This is a genomic window from Terrabacter sp. 01T434 (genome assembly GCF_056398545.1).
On record NZ_JBFTPP010000001.1, the window covers coordinates 633,064 to 650,696 of the forward strand.

Consider the following 17,633-nt stretch of genomic DNA (forward strand, 5'->3'; position numbering starts at 1 on the left):
TTCTGGCACACTCTTCCTTTGGACCGGTTCACGGCCGAGCGACCCACCACGGTGGCCAGCGACGACTCCGACCCGGCCGACTACCTCGAGGAGACAATCTTGAAGAAGGACCTTCACCCCGACTACGTGGACACCACGGTCACCTGCACCTGTGGCAACACGTTCACCACCCGCAGCACCGAGACATCCGGCAAGATCGCTGCCGACGTGTGCTCGCAGTGCCACCCGTTCTACACGGGCAAGCAGAAGATCCTCGACACCGGTGGCCGCGTGGCCCGGTTCGAGGCCCGTTACGGCAAGAAGGCCGCGAAGTAGGTCTCCCGCACGCCGGCTCCCACGACTTCGGTCGCCGGGGGCCGGCGTTCGTCGTATCCGTCCGTCTCCCCGTACGTCCCTGAGCCGAAGGGCCTGCCGTGCTCGAATCCGTCCAGTCGATCCTCGACGAGTACGCCGAGCTCGAGCAGCAGCTCGCCGACCCGGCCGTCCACGGGGACCAGGACCTCGTGCGCACGCTGAACAAGCGGTATGCCGCCCTGGCCCCGACCGTCGCCGCCGCGCGGGAGTGGACGGCGGCCGGTGACGACCTCGCCGCCGCCCGTGAGCTCGCGGCCGACGACGAGTCCTTCGCCGCCGAGGTGCCCTCCCTCGAGGTCCGCCTCGCCGAGGCGGAGCAGCACCTGCGCCGGATGCTCGTGCCCCGCGACCCCGACGACGACCGCGACGTCATCCTCGAGGTCAAGGCGGGCGAGGGCGGCGACGAGTCGGCGCTCTTCGCCGGCGACCTGCTGCGGATGTACCTCCGCTACGCCGAGCAGCGTGGCTGGCGCACCGCCATCGAGGACGCCACCGAGAGCGACCTCGGCGGCTACAAGGACGTGCGGGTCTCCGTGCGCGCCAAGGGTTCTCCCGGCCTGGGCGAGGGACCGTGGGCCCGTCTGAAGTACGAGGGGGGCGTGCACCGGGTGCAACGCGTGCCCGTCACCGAGAGCCAGGGGCGCATCCACACCTCGGCCGCGGGCGTGCTCGTCATGCCCGAGGCCGAGGAGGTCGAGGTGACCATCGACCCGAACGACCTGCGCATCGACGTCTACCGCAGCAGTGGCCCCGGAGGCCAGAGCGTCAACACGACCGACTCCGCCGTGCGCATCACCCACCTGCCGACCGGGCTCGTCGTCTCGTGCCAGAACGAGAAGTCGCAGCTGCAGAACAAGGAGGCGGCGATGCGCGTCCTGCGGGCGCGCCTGCACCAGCTCGCGCAGGACGAGGCCGACGCCGAGGCGAGCGCCGCACGGCGGTCTCAGGTGCGCACCGTCGACCGCTCCGAGCGCATCCGCACCTACAACTTCCCGGAGAACCGCATCTCCGACCACCGCACCGGCTACAAGTCCTACAACCTCGACTCCGTCCTCGACGGCGACCTCGACCCGGTGGTCCAGTCCGCCCTCGACGCCGACGAGGCCGCGAAGCTCGCGGCCCTCGGCCACGACGGGCCGCGCGCGTGACCGACCTGCGTGACGGCGTCCGTGCGGCGACCGCGCGCCTGCGCGACGCCGGCGTCGCCTCCGCCGACGTCGACGCCGTCGAGCTCGCCGCCCATGTGCTCGGCGTCGAGGCCTCCGAGGTCCGTCGCCTCATGGTGCTCGGCGGCCGCACGCTCCCGGGGGCGTATGCCGTCCTCGTCGACGAGCGGGCCGCCCGGGTGCCGCTGCAGCACCTCACGGGGCGGGCCCACTTCCGCAGGCTGACGCTGTCGGTCGGTCCAGGCGTCTTCGTGCCCCGGCCGGAGACCGAGGTGCTCGTCGACCTGGCCCTCGTCGAGGTCGACCGGGTCCAGTCGCTCGACCGGCCGCAGCCGGTCCGGGTCGTCGACCTGTGCTCAGGGTCCGGCGCGATCGCTCTCTCGGTCAAGGACGAGAGGCCGGACACCGAGGTGCGCGGACTCGAGCTGTCGCCCGACGCCTACGCCTGGGCGGTTGCCAACCGCGACCGGCTCGGTCTCGACGTCGACCTCGTGCAGGGAGACGCGACGCGGCCCTGCTTCGAGGACTGGACGAACGCTGTCGACGTCGTGACGATCAACCCGCCCTACATCCCTGTCGGTGCCGTGCCCCTGGACCCCGAGGTGCGCGACCACGACCCCGAGCTCGCCCTCTACGGCGGCAGCGAGGACGGGTTGGGCATCCCGCTCGCCGTCGCGAAGGTGGCCGCTGGACTGCTGCGCCCCGGCGGGTTGGTGCTGATCGAGCACGCCGACTCCCAGGGCGAGAGCCTCCCGGCCCGGCTCGGGCGCACGGGGGAGTGGGTCGAGGTCAGCGACCACCTCGACCTCGGTGGTCGCCCGCGCGTCACCCGGGCCAGTCGCGCAGGCTGAGGTCTCTGCCTCGAGGCTCCGGCGGGCGCACGTGCCTCAGACGGAGCCGCCGGTGGCAGCCGACACCAGGGCGGCGGCGCAGTCCCGGGCGACGTTCGGGGCCTCCGGGCTGGCGTCCAGCGAACCGCTCGCGAGCCCGCCGTCGAGCAGCAGGGTCAGTGACCGGGCGAGGGTCTCGGGGTCCGGCGCACCGGCCTGCTCCGCGAGCTCATGCACCCAGCCGAGCACGGCTGCCTTGTGCGCCACCGTCCGGTCGTGGACCGGGGTGCCCGGCTGCGACTCGGCTGCGGCGTTGATGAAGGCACAGCCGCGGTAGCCCTCGCGCCGGCACGCCGTGCCGAGTGCGTCGAAGAGGCCGACCAGCTGCGCGGCGGGGGCCTCGCCCGCAGCGCGCGCCGCCTCCCGGAGCTGGCCGGTCCAGACGCCGTCGACCTTGTCGAGGTAGGCGACGACGAGATCGTCCTTGGCGGGGAAGTGCTTGTAGAACGTCGCCTTGGCCACGCCCGACTGGGCGATGATGAGATCGACCCCGACGGCGCGGATGCCCCGGGCGTAGAACAGGGCGAAGGCGGCGTCGAGGATCCGCTCGCGTGCGGCACTGGGGCGGGTCGGCGTGGCGGTGGACATCAAGCTCCTCAGGTGGTGCGGCGGCGGCGTCCTGAGCACATTCTTGCATATAGACAGACCTGTCTGTTACTTTCTGGACGTAGAGTAGACAATCCTGTCTGCCTCGCCCACTTGGACCAGCACGCAGGAGACCCTCATGAAGATCGCAGTCCTCGGCACCGGCACGGTCGGCCGGACCGTCGCCGCCCGCCTGTTCGGCCTCGGCCACGAGGTCACCATCGGCACCCGAGACCCGCAGGCCACCCTCGCCCGCACCGAGCACGACGGCATGGGCAACCCGCCCTACGCGGACTGGGCGGCGGACCACGCAGGGGTGTCCCTCGCCACCTTCGCCGATGCGGCAGCAGCGGCGGAGCTCGTCGTCAACGCCACGAGCGGGCACGGCGCGCTGCCGGCCCTCGAGGCGGCCGGCGCGGACAACCTGGCCGACAAGATCGTCCTCGACATCTCGAACCCGCTCGACTTCTCGAACGGCTTCCCGCCCACCCTCTTCGTCAAGGACACCGACTCCCTCGGCGAGCAGGTGCAGCGGGCCTTCCCGCAGGCCCGTGTCGTCAAGACGCTCAACACGCTCACGGCCGAGCTCATGGTCCACCCGAAGAACCTCGGGCAGGAGTCCTCCGTCTTCGTGTCCGGCGACGACGCGGAGGCCAAGGCCACCGTCACCGAGCTGCTGGAGTCGTTCGGCCACACCGACGTCATCGACCTCGGGGACATCAGCACGGCGCGCGGCACCGAGATGCTGCTGCCCGTGTGGCTGCGCCTGATGGGCGCCTTCGGCACGGCAGCGTTCAACTTCAAGATCGTCCGCTGACATGGGCACCCCGACGACCGGCCCGGTGGCTGGCCCGATGGCCGGCCGGACCGTTCTGGTCACCGGGGCGACCGGTGGGATCGGCCTGGCCACGGCCAGGCGTCTGGCCGGTCTCGGGGCCCGGGTCGGGCTCGTCGGGCGCGACGAGGCGCGCGCTGCCGCCGTGGCGGGGCGGCTGCGCGACGGCGGCGCAGAGGTCGACGTCTTCCTCGCCGACCTCTCGTCGCAGCGGGACGTCCGTGCGCTCGCGGGCCAGGTGCTCGCGGCATACGCCCGTCTGGACGTCCTCGTCAACAACGTGGGCGGCTACTGGGCCACCCGGCACGAGACCGTCGACGGGCTCGAGCGCACCTTCGCCGTCGACCACCTGGCCCCGTTCCTGCTCACCAACCTCCTGCTCGACCGGCTGCGGCCCAGCGCCCCGGCGCGCGTCGTCACGGTCTCGTCCGGTGCGCACGCCATGGGTCGGATCGACCTCGACGACCTGCAGGGAGCGCAGGGGTACAACGGCCAGCGTGCCTACAACCAGTCCAAGCTCGCCAACGTCATGTTCACCTACGAGCTGGCGCGCCGGCTCGAGGGTTCTGGGGTCACGGCCAACGCCCTGCACCCCGGGGTGGTCCGGACCGCCTTCGGGCAGGAGGACTCCGGCCGGTGGATGCGGCTCGTGCTCCCCGCGGTCCGGCCGTTCATGAAGAGCCCCGAGCGAGGTGCGGACACCTCGGTCCTGCTCGCCTCGTCGCCGGAGCTGGAGCTCGTCTCCGGCCGCTACTTCGCGGGTGGCAAGGTCAAGCGGTCGTCGCGGGCCTCCTACGACACGGACGTGGCGGCACGGCTGTGGCGCATCTCGGCCGAGCTCGTCGGCGTCGATCCGTCCTGACGCCCCTCGAAGCCTGTCCGACGGCCCCGTCCGTCGCCCAAGACGACGCCAGTAGGCTCTGGCCCGTGAGCGAGCGCTACGACTGCACCGATCCCGACGGTCGCGCCGAAGGCATCCCGGCCGCGGCCGCGGCCGTCCGACGCGGCGAGATCGTCGTCCTGCCGACCGACACGGTCTACGGGATCGGCTGTGACGCCTTCGACGCCACCGCCGTCGCCTCCGTCCTCGCCGCCAAGGGACGCGGGCGCGACATGCCGCCACCCGTGCTCATCCCGACCGCGCGCACCGCCCAGGGGCTCGCGACGCAGGTGCCGGACTACGCGCAGCGGCTCATGGAGAGGTTCTGGCCCGGGCCGCTGACCGTCGTGCTCAAGGCCCAGACGTCACTGCACTGGGACCTCGGGGAGACGAACGGCACCGTCGCCCTGCGCGTCCCGGACCACGAGATCACCCTCGAGCTGCTCGGGGACATAGGCCCGATGGCCGTCACGAGCGCCAACACGACGGGCGACCCGGCAGCCCGCACCGTCGACGAGGCGGTCGGCATGCTCGGGGAGTCGGTCGGGGTCTACCTCGACGGTGGTCCGGTCGACGGGGGTCAGCCCTCGACGATCGTCGACTGCACCGGAGAGACCCCGGTGACGCTCCGACTCGGTGTCATCAGCCAGGCCGAGCTCGACGAGGCGCTCGTGCCGGAGCCCGTGCTCGAGGCACCCGCACCCGACGTGGTGCCCGACACGCAGCCCGGCCCGGAGGTCGACACCCCGCCCGACCCGGAGGTCGACACAGCGCCCGACGCCGAGGCCGGCGACGCGACCCACACGCTGGGGGAGTGGCGCGACGTGTCCACCACCGAAGGTCCGTACGGCGGTTCCAGCACGACGCAATAGAGTTGGCTCGCGCTCGCGCCCCACTCCCGACCCACCCGGAGAACTTCCATGGCTGACGACACGTTCTACGGCTCCGACTTCGGTGCCCTGCAGTCCTTCGACCCCGACATCGCGGGGGTGCTGCTGTCCGAGCTCGACCGCATCCGCGGCGGTCTGCAGCTCATCGCGAGCGAGAACCTCAGCTCGCCGGCCGTGCTGACGGCGCTGGGGTCGACGCTGTCCAACAAGTACGCCGAGGGCTACCCCGGCCGTCGCTACTACGGCGGCTGTTCCGAGGTCGACAAGGCCGAGACCATCGCGATCGAGCGGGCCAAGGCGCTCTTCGGCGCCGACCACGCCAACGTCCAGGCCCACTCGGGTGCGAGCGCCAACCAGGCCGTCTACGGCGCCTTCATGTCGCCCGGCGACACGATCCTCGCCATGGCTCTGCCCATGGGCGGCCACCTCACGCACGGCACGAAGGTCTCCTTCTCCGGCAAGTGGTTCAACGCCGTCCACTACGGCGTCGACAAGCAGACCGAGGACATCGACTACGACCAGGTGGAGGCGCTCGCCCGCGAGCACCGCCCGAAGGTCATCTGTGCCGGCGGCTCCGCCATCCCGCGGCTCATCGACTTCCAGCGCTTCCGGGCCATCGCCGACGAGGTCGGCGCGATCCTCTGGGTCGACGCGGCCCACTTCATCGGCCTCGTCGCCGGCAAGGCCATCCCGTCGCCGGTGCCGTACGCCGACGTCGTGACCTTCACGACCCACAAGGTGCTGCGCGGCCCGCGCTCCGGCGCCCTCGTGTGCAAGGCCGAGCACGCCGCCGCCATGGACAAGGCGATCTTCCCGATGATGCAGGGCGGCCCGCAGATGCACACCATCGCGGCCAAGGCGGTCAACTTCAAGGAGGCCGCCACCCCCGAGTACGCGCAGTACGCGAAGGACGTCATCGCCAACAGCCAGCAGCTCGCGGCGAGCCTGTTCGAGATGGGCATCCGGCCGACGACCGGGGGCACCGACACCCACCTGTCGCTCCTCGACCTGCAGGGCGTCGGCGTCACCGGCAAGGAGGCCGAGGAGCGGGCCGACGCGGCCGGCATCGTGCTCAACAAGAACGCCATCCCGTTCGACCCGCAGAAGCCCAACATCGCCTCCGGCATCCGCGTGGGCACGCCGTCGGTCACCACCCAGGGCATGGGCCTGGAGGAGATGAAGCAGATCGCCCTGCTCATCCACCAGGCCGTCACCACGGGTGACGCCGACCCGGACCACGCGGTCAGCAAGCAGGTGCGTGCCGAGGTCACCGATCTCGTGACGCGCTTTCCGGCATACCCTCGCTGAGTCAGCCCACTCGCCAGCGTCGGCGTCCGAGCGAAGGTCGGTAGGTGCACGAGTACGTCCTCGTCCTCATCGTGGCCGCTGCGGTCACGTACCTCGCCACACCCTTCGTGCGCAGCGTCGCCGTCGCGACGGGCGCGTTCACGGCCGTCCGTGAGCGGGACGTCCACAAGACGCCCATCCCGCGGCTCGGGGGAGTGGGCATCTACATCGGCTTCGTGGCCGCGGCCCTCGTGGCGCGCGCGCTGCCCTACCTCGGCACGCTCTTCTCCGACCGGCGCATCCTCGGGGTCATCGCTGCGGGCGGCATCGTCTGCCTGCTCGGTGCCTTCGACGACATCCGCGAGCTCGACTGGCTGACCAAGCTGGCCGGGCAGATGCTCGCCGCGGGTCTGATGGCCTATACCGGCGTGCAGCTGCTCTCACTGCCGATCTTCGGCACGACGATCCTGCCGACCCCGGTGCTGGTGCTCTTCACGGTGCTCGTCGTCATCGCGTCCACGAACGCCGTCAACTTCATCGACGGCCTCGACGGGCTCGCCGCCGGCGTCGTCGGCATAGCGGCGTTCGCCTTCTTCATCTACAGCTACCTCGTGTCCCGCTCCTTCGTGCCGGCCAACGTGTTCTCGACGTCCACGTTCATCTGCGCCGCGCTCGTCGGGTGCTGCGCCGGGTTCCTGCCGCACAACTTCCATCCCGCCCGGCTCTTCATGGGCGACTCCGGGGCGCTGACCCTGGGACTTCTCCTGTCGGCGGCGACCATCACCCTGACGGGCAACGTCGATCCCGGACAGATCAGCGACAACGCGGTGTCGGCAGCATTCCTGCCGATCCTCGTGCCGCTGGCCGTCCTGCTGCTGCCGTTCCTCGACATGGTGCTCGCCGTCGTCCGCCGCACCCGGGCGGGCCAGCGCCCGTGGCAGCCCGACGCGATGCATCTGCACCACCGCATGCTGCGCATCGGCCACGGCCACCGCCGGGCCGTGCTCATCCTCTACCTCTGGGCCGCCATCGTGGCCCTCGGTTCGGTGTCCTTCGTCATCTGGGACGGACCCCGTCCCGTCGCGGTCGTGGGGGTGGCCGCCGCGATGGGTGTCGTGCTCACCGTGTGGCTGCCGCGGTGGAGGCCTTCCGAACGCTTGTGATAGCATTCACAAGCGCCTGAGGGGAGTCTGAGAAGACCGTCGCAGGCGCCCGATCTCCTTCTGAACAGAGCCGATCCGAACCAGGTCCGGACCTGCTCCCGCCCCGCCCGCACCACGCCTCTCGACGCACCAGGCAGGTTTCCTTGAGCGCCACACCGGCACGCGACGCATCCCAGTCGGATGCCTTCGCGCAGCTCCTCCGGGGCTCACTGCTCCCGACGGCCGCTGCCGGTCTCGTCTGCGTCGTCGTCGGGTTGTTCTCGAGCCCCAAGGCCGCGTGGTCCGCAGCGCTCGGCGCCGCCATCGTCATCTTCTTCTTCAGCCTGACGCTCCTCGTCATGAAGCGCACGGCCGACCTGCCGCCGACGACGACCATGATGATCGTCATGGCCACCTACACCTTCAAGGTGCTGGTGCTCGGCATCGTCATGTTCGCCCTGCGCGACGTCACGTGGGCCTCCGGCTACGCGATCGGGGTGTCCGTCACCGTCTGCGCCGTCGTGTGGCTCTTCTTCGAGATGCGCGCCTACAAGCGACTGCGGATCTTCGCGTACGACCCCGACGGCGCCGCCTCGCTGGACGCGAAGCCCGACCGGGAGCCGCGTGATGAGCCGTGAGACCGGAGGTGGACATGACCACACCCTCGACGCCCGAGCCCGACGAGCCCACTCGGGCGACCGAGCCCGCCCAGCCGAGCGAGCCCTCGGAGGCGGACAAGGCGGAAGAGCTGCGCGCGTTCAACATCCGCGAGCAGGACTCCGCCTGGCGAGCGGTCGCCTACCTGCTGACCGGACCCTTGATCTACGGGGGACTCGGGGCCATCGCGGACCACCTGCTGGGGACGTCGTGGCTCGTCGGGGCGGGGATCGTCGGTGGGATGGCCCTGTCGCTCTACCTCATCTGGTTCCGATACGGTACCCATTGAGCCAGCCCGCGAGCCTGACAGCCCTCGTGCCGCCCACCGGCGCACCACCCGCTGACCCGCGCACCTGCGGATCCACGCACCCGAGCACCGAACCCCCACCGCTGACGTCCGTCGTCAGCCCAAGCGCCCAGAACCTACCAAGGAGCAACCCGTGAGCATCGTGGCCGCCGCCCCGACGGACTACACCGCCCCCGGCGTGGGGGAGTTCTGGCAGCCCCTCTTCGGCACTGACGGCCCTTGGGCGATCACCCGCCCGATGCTGCTCATGGCCCTCTCGCTGATCCTCATCGCGGCCTGGCTGCTGATCACGACCCGCAAGCGGGCCCTCGTCCCGAGCCGGGGGCAGATGGGAACCGAGGCCGTCTACGGCCTGGTCCGCAACGGCGTCGCCAAGGACCTCATCGGCAGCCACGAGTTCATGCGGTTCGTGCCGCTGCTCTTCACGATGTTCGTGCTGATCCTCGGCAACAACCTCTTCGGCGTCATCCCGCCCATGAGCTACCCGACGATGAGCCGCATCGGCTTCCCGATCGCCCTGGCCCTGATCGTCTGGATCGTCTTCCACGTCGTCGGCATGAAGAAGCACGGCTTCATCGGCTACTGGAAGTCACTCGTCCCCTCGGGCCTGCCCAAGGGCATGATCGTCCCGATCTTCTTCCTCGAGCTGATCACCGACCTCTTCACGCGTCCGGTCACGCTCGCGCTGCGACTCTTCGGCAACATGTTCGCCGGCCACATCCTCATGGTGCTGTTCATCACCGGCGGCTGGTACATGCTGACCTCCGGCGGCATCCTCGTCATCGCCGGTGGCGTCACCTGGATCTTCGCCTTCGTGATGACGCTCTTCGAGATCCTCGTCGAGTTCCTGCAGGCCTACGTCTTCACGCTGCTCGCCGCGCTCTACATCGCCGGTGCCGTCGCCGACGAGCACTGAGCCCCCGCGCGCCCGGCGCGCACCACGACTGCACGACTGCACCACCCGCACGAGCACCACCAACCAGCTTCGCCCCCGCCCGTCTGGTAACCGCCAGCCGGACAAGACAAGAAGGAATGGATTACACATGACTGGCAACATCGCCATCCTCGGTTACGGCCTCTCCGCCATCGGCCCCGGTATCGGTGTCGGTCTGATCTTCGCCGCCTACATCAACGGCGTCGCCCGTCAGCCCGAGGCCCGCGGCATGCTGCAGCCGATCGCCTTCCTGGGCATGGCCATCACCGAGGCGCTCGCCATCTTCGGTATCGCTCTCGCGTTCGTCTTCAAGGGCTGACGCCCCCTCCCGGGGCAGCTCGAAGCACCGTTCGTCATTCTCTCTAGGAGACCCGCATGCAAGCAGTGACCGTGACCGCCGAGGGCGGCGAAGGCGGCTTCTGGGCCACCGCGGCACCGATCATCCCGCACCCGCTGGAGTTCTTCTTCGGCCTCGCGTGCTTCGCGATCCTCTACTTCATCGTGGCCAAGGCGGTCGTGCCGCGGCTCGAGCAGATCTATGCCGAGCGCACCGCTGCCATCGAGGGTGGGATGAACAAGGCGGAGGAGGCCCAGGCCCAGGCCCAGGCCGCGCTCGAGCAGTACCAGGCCCAGCTCGTCGAGGCCCGCTCCGAGGCCGCCCGCATCCGTGAGGACGCCAAGGCCCAGGGTGCGCAGATCATCGCCGAGATGCGTGAGCACGCGGCTTCCGAGGCCGCGCGCATCACCGAGACCGCGCACAAGCAGATCGACGCCGAGCGCCAGCAGGCGGTCGTGTCGCTCCGCGCGGACGTGGGCCGCATCTCCACCGACCTCGCGAGCCGCATCGTCGGCGAGTCGCTGCACGACGAGACCCGTCAGAAGGGCATCGTCGAGCGCTTCCTCGCCGAGCTCGAGTCGGGCGACGTCGTCCGTGAGAAGGTCGGGGACCGCTGATGCAGGGATCCTCACGCGCAGCAGCGGCCGCGAGCCGCGATGCGTTCACCGGTGCGCTTGCCGCCGGTGCCGACCGCTCACGGTTGGCCGAGGAGCTCTTCGCGGTCGTCGGACTCCTCGACGGCAGCACGGCCCTGCGCCGTGCTGCGGCCGACACCTCACGTGAGGGCGCGGACAAGGCGCAGCTCGCCGAGCGGCTCTTCGCGGGCAAGGTGAGCGCCGAGACGCTCGTCGTCCTCAAGGGCGTCTTCACGCAGCGGTGGACCTCCGAGCGTGACCTCACCGACACGATCGAGGCGTATGCCGTCGAGGCCGTCATCGCCCAGGCCGAGGCCGAGGGGCGTGCCGACCAGGTCGAGGACGAGCTCTTCCGCTTCGAGCGGATCGTCGCGGCCGACGCCGGACTGCGCTCTGCGCTGACCGACACGCAGGCTTCCGACGACCGGCGCACCGCGCTCGTCGAGTCGCTGTTGCGCGACAAGGTCGCCCCGGAGACCCTCGGGCTCGTCCGCCAGGCCGTGCGCGCCCCGCGGGGTCGCCGGTTCGACCGGACGGTCGAGGGCTACCTCGACACGGCCTCGCACCGCCGCCAGCAGCAGACGGCCACCGTCACCTCGGCCGTGCCGCTCTCCGACGAGGACCGCCGCCGGCTCGCCGCCGGCCTCGCCACCGTCTACGGCGGCACGGTCCACGTCAACACCGTCGTGGACCCCCGGGTCATGGGCGGGGTCAAGGTCGAGATCGGTGACGAGGTCATCGACGGCACCGTCATCCGCAAGCTCGACGCGGCGCGCCGCGCCATGGGTGCCTGAGGCACCGCCCACCCACCAGCTGTGAACAACCACCGGCCCGTCATGCGGGTCGAAACCGAGGAGAAGATCTGACATGACGGAGCTTTCGATCCGTCCGGAGGAGATCCGCGACGCACTGGACTCGTTCGTCCAGTCCTACGAGCCCGGCACGGCCTCCCGCGAAGAGGTCGGCCGCGTCACCGACGCCGGTGACGGCATCGCTCACGTCGAGGGTCTTCCCTCGGCCATGACCAACGAGCTGCTCCAGTTCGAGGACGGCACGCTCGGCCTCGCCCTGAACCTCGACGTCCACGAGATCGGCGTCGTCGTCCTCGGTGACTTCGCCGGCATCGAGGAGGGCCAGGTCGTCAAGCGTACGGGCGAGGTCCTCTCGGTCCCGGTCGGCGACGACTTCCTCGGTCGCGTCGTCGACCCGCTCGGCAACCCGATCGACGGTCTCGGCGAGATCAAGGCCGAGCAGCGTCGTGCCCTCGAGCTGCAGGCGCCCACGGTCGTCCAGCGCAAGTCGGTGCACGAGCCGCTGCAGACCGGCATCAAGTCCGTCGACGCCATGACGCCGATCGGGCGCGGCCAGCGCCAGCTCATCATCGGCGACCGCCAGACCGGCAAGACGACGGTCGCGATCGACACGATCATCAACCAGAAGCGCAACTGGGAGTCCGGCGACCCCGACGCCCAGGTCCGCTGCATCTACGTCGCCATCGGCCAGAAGGGCTCGACCATCGCGTCGGTCCGCAGCACCCTGGCCGAGGCCGGTGCGCTGGAGTACACCACGATCGTCGCCTCGCCGGCGTCTGACTCGGCCGGCTTCAAGTACCTCGCGCCCTACACCGGCTCGGCCATCGGCCAGCACTGGATGTACCAGGGCAAGCACGTGCTCATCGTCTTCGACGACCTGAGCAAGCAGGCCGAGGCCTACCGCGCCGTGTCACTGCTGCTGCGCCGCCCGCCGGGCCGCGAGGCCTACCCGGGCGACGTCTTCTACCTGCACTCGCGGCTCCTCGAGCGTTGCGCGAAGCTCTCCGACGACCTCGGCCACGGCTCCATGACGGGTCTGCCGATCATCGAGACCAAGGCCGGCGACGTCTCGGCGTACATCCCGACCAACGTCATCTCGATCACGGACGGCCAGATCTACCTCCAGGCCGACCTGTTCAACGCCAACGTGCGTCCGGCCATCGACGTGGGTGTGTCGGTCTCCCGAGTCGGCGGTGCCGCGCAGATCAAGGCGATGAAGTCGGTCGCCGGGCGACTCAAGCTCGACCTCGCGCAGTTCCGCGCCATGGAGGCGTTCGCCATGTTCGCCTCCGACCTCGACCCCGCCTCGCGAGCCCAGCTCGCCCGTGGTGCGCGCCTCGTCGAGCTGCTCAAGCAGCCGCAGAGCTCGCCGTACCCCGTCGAGGAGCAGGTCGTCTCGATCTGGACCGGCACCACCGGCAAGCTCGACGACATCGCCGTCGAGGACGTCCGCAACTTCGAGCAGGAGCTGCTCGAGACGCTGCGCCGCGACGGCTCGATCCTCCAGACGATCCGCGAGACCCTCAAGCTCGACGAGGACACCGAGACGGCCCTGACGAAGGTCGTCGACGACGTCAAGTCGACCTTCCGCGGCACCGGTCGCGACGGCCTCGAGGCCGGCAACGAGGAGTTCGACGAGATCGCCGACGACCAGATCACCCAGGCAAAGATCGTCAAGCAGAAGTAAACGCTCGGGGGGGCTGCGCCCCCCGAGTGCCCCCCGAATGCCCGCGTGGCTCGGAGGGTGCTCGGGGGCGTGGCTGCCCACACGGCATACGCGATGTCGTGACCCTGCAGGTAACCACAGACTTTCATCAGACCAAGAGAGGCGGAGCACATGGGAGCGCAGATGCGGATCTACCGCCAGCGCATCAAGTCCGTCAACTCCATCAAGAAGATCACCAACGCGATGGAGCTGATCGCCGCCGCACGCGTCGTCAAGGCTCGCCAGCGGGCGACCGAGGCGATGCCGTACACGACCGCACTGACGCGCGCCGTGTCCGCCGTGGCGACGAACACGAACGAGGACCACCCGTTGACGACGGCGAAGGAGACCGCGAAGCGGGCCGGCGTCGTCATCATCACGGCGGACCGCGGACTTGCCGGTGCCTACTCCGTCGCGGCGATCAAGGAGAGCGCGGAGCTCATCTCCAAGCTGACCGCCGAGGGCAAGGAGGTCGTGCCCTACCTCGTCGGTCGCAAGGCCGTGAGCTACTACAAGTTCCGCAAGCGCGACTACGCCGCCGAGTGGACCGGCTTCTCGGACGCACCGACGTTCGAGAACGCCAAGGAGATCGCCGACCGCATCACGGCCGACTTCCTCAAGGACACCGAGGAGGGTGGCAACGACGAGATCCACGTCGTCTTCACGCGCTTCCGCTCGATGGTCCGACAGGACCCGCACGTGCTGCGCCTGCTTCCCCTCGAGGTCGTCGAGGCCGACGAGGCCGGCGACGACGAGGGGCTCGACCTCAGCGTGCACCACTACGAAGAGGGCCAGATCCCGCCCGAGTACTCCTTCGAGCCGAACGCCTCCGAGGTGCTCGACCTGCTCCTGCCTAAGTACGTCCGCAACCGCATCTTCACCGCGCTGCTCAGCTCGGCGGCCTCCGAGCTCGCCGCCCGCCAGCGGGCGATGAAGTCAGCCACCGACAACGCGACCGAGCTCATCAAGAAGTACGAGCGCCTCGCGAACCAGGCACGTCAGGCCGGCATCACCCAAGAGATCAGCGAAATCGTGGGCGGCGCGAACGCCCTCGCCGACGCCAAGAAGTAACCCGCCCAGAAGGTAAGGAAGTCAACAACCATGACTGCAACCGTCAGTGACACCGGCTGGACGGCCCCGCCCGCGGGCGGCGTCGGCCGCGTCTCGCGGATCATCGGCCCGGTCGTCGACGTGGAGTTCCCCGTCGAGGCCATGCCCGAGCAGTACAACCTGCTCACGACCGAGGTGACCCTCGCCGGGGAGACCAAGCGCCTCAACCTCGAGGTCGCCCAGCACATCGGCGACAACATGGTGCGCGCCATCTCGCTCCAGCCGACCGACGGCCTCGTGCGGGGTTCGGCCGTGCAGGACACCGGTGGCCCGATCACCGTCCCCGTGGGCGACGTGACGCTCGGCAAGGTGTTCAACACCACCGGTGAGTGCATGAACCTCAAGGAGGGCGAGACCCTCGAGGTCAAGGAGCGCTGGGGCATCCACCGCAAGGCTCCGGCCTTCGACCAGCTCGAGTCCAAGACCACGATGTTCGAGACGGGTATCAAGGTCATCGACCTGATGACCCCGTACGTCCAGGGTGGCAAGATCGGCCTCTTCGGTGGTGCCGGTGTCGGCAAGACGGTGCTCATCCAGGAGATGATCGCCCGTGTCGCCCGTGACCACGGTGGTGTGTCGGTGTTCGCCGGCGTCGGTGAGCGCACCCGTGAGGGCAACGACCTCATGGTCGAGATGGAGGAGGCGGGCGTCCTCGGACAGACCGCCCTCGTGTTCGGCCAGATGGACGAGCCGCCGGGCACGCGTCTGCGTGTCGCCCTGTCGGCGCTGACGATGGCGGAGTACTTCCGCGACGTCCAGAAGCAGGACGTGCTCCTCTTCATCGACAACATCTTCCGCTTCACGCAGGCCGGCTCGGAGGTCTCGACCCTCCTCGGCCGTATGCCGTCCGCCGTGGGTTACCAGCCCACCCTGGCAGACGAGATGGGCACGCTCCAGGAGCGCATCACGTCGACCCGCGGTCACTCGATCACCTCGATGCAGGCGATCTACGTGCCGGCCGACGACTACACCGACCCGGCCCCGGCCACGACGTTCGCGCACCTCGACGCGACGACCGAGCTCTCGCGTGACATCGCGTCGATGGGTATCTACCCCGCCGTCGACCCACTGTCCTCGACCTCGCGAATCCTCGACCCGCGGTACGTCGCCCAGGACCACTACAGCACCGCGGTGCGGATCCGGTCGATCCTCCAGCGCAACAAGGAGCTGCAGGACATCATCGCGATCCTCGGTATCGACGAGCTCTCCGAAGAGGACAAGATCCTCGTCAACCGCGCCCGTCGCATCCAGCGCTTCCTGTCGCAGAACACCTACGTCGCCAAGCAGTTCACCGGCATCGAGGGCTCGACCGTGCCCCTGAAGGACACCATCGAGGCGTTCACGAAGATCGCTGACGGCGAGTACGACCACGTCGCCGAGCAGGCGTTCTTCATGTGCGGTGGCCTCGACGACGTCGAGCGCCAGTGGGCGGAGATCCAGAAGAACCTCTGAGGTCCGCACCGCTCTGCCGCCACTGTGACCGAGCAGACATGAGCCAGCGCCGGTGTCCCGAAAGGGATGCCGGCGCTGTCGTGTTGTAGGAGTTGACGAGTACCGTCGAGCAGCGAGGAGCCGCCGTCATGAACCAGCCCATCCAGCCCACCCAGCCGACCTCGGCACGTCATCGTGTCGTGGTGATCGGATCGGGCTTCGGGGGACTGTTCAGCACGCAGAAGCTGAAGGGGGCCGACGTCGACGTGACCCTGATCGCACGCACGACCCACCACCTCTTCCAGCCGTTGCTCTACCAGGTGGCGACCGGCATCCTCTCCGAGGGTGAGATCGCCCCGGCGACGCGCGAGGTGCTGCACCGTCAGCGCAACGCCAAGGTGCTGCTCGGCGACGTGACGCAGATCGACCTCGCGGCGCGCACGGTGACGCACAACGCCGTCGGGCGCGAGACCGTCACGCCCTACGACTCGCTCATCGTCGCCGCCGGCGCCGGCCAGTCCTGGTTCGGCCACGACGAGTTCGCGCGGCACGCCCCCGGCATGAAGTCGATCGACGACGCCCTCGAGCTGCGTGGCCGCATCTTCGGTTCGTTCGAGCTCGCCGAGCTCGCGTCCAGCCAGGCCGAGATCGACCGGCTCATGACGTTCGTCGTCGTCGGCGCGGGCCCGACCGGCGTCGAGATGGCGGGTCAGATCTCCGAGCTGGCCCGGCGCACCCTCAAGCGAGACTTCCGGCGCATCGACCCCACGAAGGCGCGCATCATCCTGCTCGACGCCGCGCCGGCGGTGCTCGGCTCGTTCGGGGAGAAGCTCGGCGACCGGGCCGTCAAGCGCCTGACCGACATGGGGGTCGAGGTGCGCCTCGGCGCCAAGGTCGTCGACGTCGACTCCACCGGCATCGAGGTGGAGCTCGGTGACGGTGGGCGCGAGCGCATCGAGTCCGTCTGCAAGGTGTGGGCGGCAGGCGTCAGCGCCTCGCCGCTCGGTCGCCAGCTCGCCGACCAGACGGGCGCCCGGCTCGACCGGGCCGGTCGCATCGAGGTGCAGGACGACCTCACCCTCCCGGGCCACCCCGAGGTCCACGTCGTCGGCGACATGATGGCCCTGAAGGGACTGCCCGGCGTCGCGCAGGTCGCCATCCAGGGTGGGCGCTACGCCGCGGAGCAGATCGTGCGCGGGCTCGAGGGGCGAGAGCCGCAAGGGCCGTTCACGTACTTCGACAAGGGCTCGATGGCGACGATCTCGCGGTTCTCGGCCGTGGCGTCGGTAGGGAAGGCGCAGTTCAGCGGGTTCTTCGCCTGGATCCTCTGGCTGGCGGTCCACCTCGTCTACATCATCGGCTTCAAGAACCGCATCACGACGCTGTTGCACTGGGTCGTCACCTTCATCGGTCGGGGCCGCTCGGAGCGTGTGGTCACCGAGCAGCAGGTGTTCGCCAGACAGGCGATCTCCGACCTCGGCTCGGACTTCAGCCCGGAGCTCCCGCGCCTCGCGAAGGACCGGCAGCGGGAGCAGCCGGGCGCGGACGAGCCGGCGACGGATGCGTCCACGATCGACTGACCGCAGCCGATCGCGACCCCCGGCTCCTGCCCGGGGAGCTGGCCGAGGGCATACGCCTCCCGCGCGTCAGGAGCACCGGCGCGGAGGCACTAAACT

General features: G+C 69.7%; 19 protein-coding genes. 18 read left to right on the forward strand and 1 reads right to left on the reverse strand.

The genetic code is table 11. From position 1 onward, the window contains the following. The first annotated feature begins 99 nt into the window (after positions 1-99). The 3 genes from rpmE to prmC all read left to right on the forward strand — a co-directional run bounded on the left by rpmE (position 100) and on the right by prmC (position 2,371). Positions 100-315, forward strand: a complete 216-nt coding sequence (rpmE, locus tag AC1DIW_RS03005) for a 50S ribosomal protein L31 (RefSeq protein ID WP_442280557.1) — start codon at positions 100-102, stop codon at positions 313-315. A 98-nt stretch (positions 316-413) separates the two neighbouring features. Then, positions 414-1,502 carry a peptide chain release factor 1 gene (gene prfA, locus AC1DIW_RS03010; protein ID WP_442280489.1) on the forward strand — a complete coding sequence of 363 codons (1,089 nt, stop codon included), beginning with the start codon at positions 414-416 and terminating at the stop codon, positions 1,500-1,502. Beyond that, on the forward strand, positions 1,499-2,371 hold the full coding sequence (gene prmC, locus AC1DIW_RS03015) for a peptide chain release factor N(5)-glutamine methyltransferase (protein WP_478106408.1): 873 nt from the start codon (positions 1,499-1,501) through the stop codon (positions 2,369-2,371). Before prfA ends, prmC begins: the two co-directional genes overlap by 4 nt. A gap of 36 nt (positions 2,372-2,407) precedes the next feature. Here prmC and AC1DIW_RS03020 read toward each other — a convergent pair whose 3' ends face one another. Further along, on the reverse strand, positions 2,408-2,998 hold the full coding sequence (locus AC1DIW_RS03020) for a TetR/AcrR family transcriptional regulator (RefSeq protein WP_478106409.1): 591 nt from the start codon (positions 2,996-2,998) through the stop codon (positions 2,408-2,410). Positions 2,999-3,134: 136 nt separating this feature from the next. Here AC1DIW_RS03020 and AC1DIW_RS03025 point away from each other — a divergent pair, with 136 nt between their 5' ends. From AC1DIW_RS03025 to AC1DIW_RS03095, 15 genes are all read left to right on the forward strand, one after another. After that, positions 3,135-3,812 (forward strand): NADPH-dependent F420 reductase, encoded by a 678-nt coding sequence (locus AC1DIW_RS03025; RefSeq protein ID WP_478106410.1) that lies wholly within the window; start codon positions 3,135-3,137, stop codon positions 3,810-3,812. Between the two features lies 1 nt (position 3,813). After that, positions 3,814-4,692 (forward strand): SDR family oxidoreductase, encoded by an 879-nt coding sequence (locus AC1DIW_RS03030; protein ID WP_478106411.1) that lies wholly within the window; start codon positions 3,814-3,816, stop codon positions 4,690-4,692. A gap of 65 nt (positions 4,693-4,757) precedes the next feature. After that, positions 4,758-5,582: an L-threonylcarbamoyladenylate synthase gene (locus AC1DIW_RS03035; RefSeq protein WP_478106412.1), complete on the forward strand. Its 825-nt coding sequence runs from the start codon at positions 4,758-4,760 to the stop codon at positions 5,580-5,582. A gap of 48 nt (positions 5,583-5,630) precedes the next feature. After that, positions 5,631-6,908 (forward strand): serine hydroxymethyltransferase, encoded by a 1,278-nt coding sequence (locus tag AC1DIW_RS03040; RefSeq protein WP_442280495.1) that lies wholly within the window; start codon positions 5,631-5,633, stop codon positions 6,906-6,908. Between the two features lie 44 nt (positions 6,909-6,952). Beyond that, positions 6,953-8,050 (forward strand): glycosyltransferase family 4 protein, encoded by a 1,098-nt coding sequence (locus tag AC1DIW_RS03045; protein WP_478106413.1) that lies wholly within the window; start codon positions 6,953-6,955, stop codon positions 8,048-8,050. Positions 8,051-8,193: 143 nt separating this feature from the next. Beyond that, positions 8,194-8,667: a Cg1360 family ATP-synthase-associated protein gene (locus AC1DIW_RS03050; protein ID WP_442280497.1), complete on the forward strand. Its 474-nt coding sequence runs from the start codon at positions 8,194-8,196 to the stop codon at positions 8,665-8,667. Between the two features lie 14 nt (positions 8,668-8,681). After that, on the forward strand, positions 8,682-8,975 hold the full coding sequence (locus AC1DIW_RS03055) for an AtpZ/AtpI family protein (RefSeq protein ID WP_478106414.1): 294 nt from the start codon (positions 8,682-8,684) through the stop codon (positions 8,973-8,975). Between the two features lie 151 nt (positions 8,976-9,126). Continuing rightward, positions 9,127-9,909 (forward strand): F0F1 ATP synthase subunit A, encoded by a 783-nt coding sequence (atpB, locus tag AC1DIW_RS03060; RefSeq protein ID WP_442280499.1) that lies wholly within the window; start codon positions 9,127-9,129, stop codon positions 9,907-9,909. Between the two features lie 127 nt (positions 9,910-10,036). Further along, the gene (atpE, locus tag AC1DIW_RS03065; protein ID WP_020142944.1) at positions 10,037-10,246 is read left to right on the forward strand and encodes an ATP synthase F0 subunit C; all 210 of its coding nucleotides are present in this window, start codon (positions 10,037-10,039) and stop codon (positions 10,244-10,246) included. A 56-nt stretch (positions 10,247-10,302) separates the two neighbouring features. Continuing rightward, positions 10,303-10,881 (forward strand): F0F1 ATP synthase subunit B, encoded by a 579-nt coding sequence (locus AC1DIW_RS03070; protein WP_442280500.1) that lies wholly within the window; start codon positions 10,303-10,305, stop codon positions 10,879-10,881. Then, entirely contained in the window at positions 10,881-11,693 is an 813-nt protein-coding gene (locus AC1DIW_RS03075; RefSeq protein ID WP_442280501.1) for a F0F1 ATP synthase subunit delta, read from the forward strand. Before AC1DIW_RS03070 ends, AC1DIW_RS03075 begins: the two co-directional genes overlap by 1 nt. A gap of 73 nt (positions 11,694-11,766) precedes the next feature. Next, complete coding sequence (gene atpA / locus AC1DIW_RS03080) at positions 11,767-13,398, forward strand: F0F1 ATP synthase subunit alpha (protein WP_442280502.1); 1,632 nt, start codon at positions 11,767-11,769, stop codon at positions 13,396-13,398. Between the two features lie 150 nt (positions 13,399-13,548). Further along, on the forward strand, positions 13,549-14,487 hold the full coding sequence (locus AC1DIW_RS03085) for a F0F1 ATP synthase subunit gamma (protein ID WP_442280503.1): 939 nt from the start codon (positions 13,549-13,551) through the stop codon (positions 14,485-14,487). A 30-nt stretch (positions 14,488-14,517) separates the two neighbouring features. Next, positions 14,518-15,978, forward strand: a complete 1,461-nt coding sequence (gene atpD / locus AC1DIW_RS03090; protein ID WP_442280504.1) for a F0F1 ATP synthase subunit beta — start codon at positions 14,518-14,520, stop codon at positions 15,976-15,978. A 128-nt stretch (positions 15,979-16,106) separates the two neighbouring features. Next, the gene (locus tag AC1DIW_RS03095) at positions 16,107-17,537 is read left to right on the forward strand and encodes an NAD(P)/FAD-dependent oxidoreductase (protein WP_478106415.1); all 1,431 of its coding nucleotides are present in this window, start codon (positions 16,107-16,109) and stop codon (positions 17,535-17,537) included. Positions 17,538-17,633 lie beyond the last annotated feature (96 nt).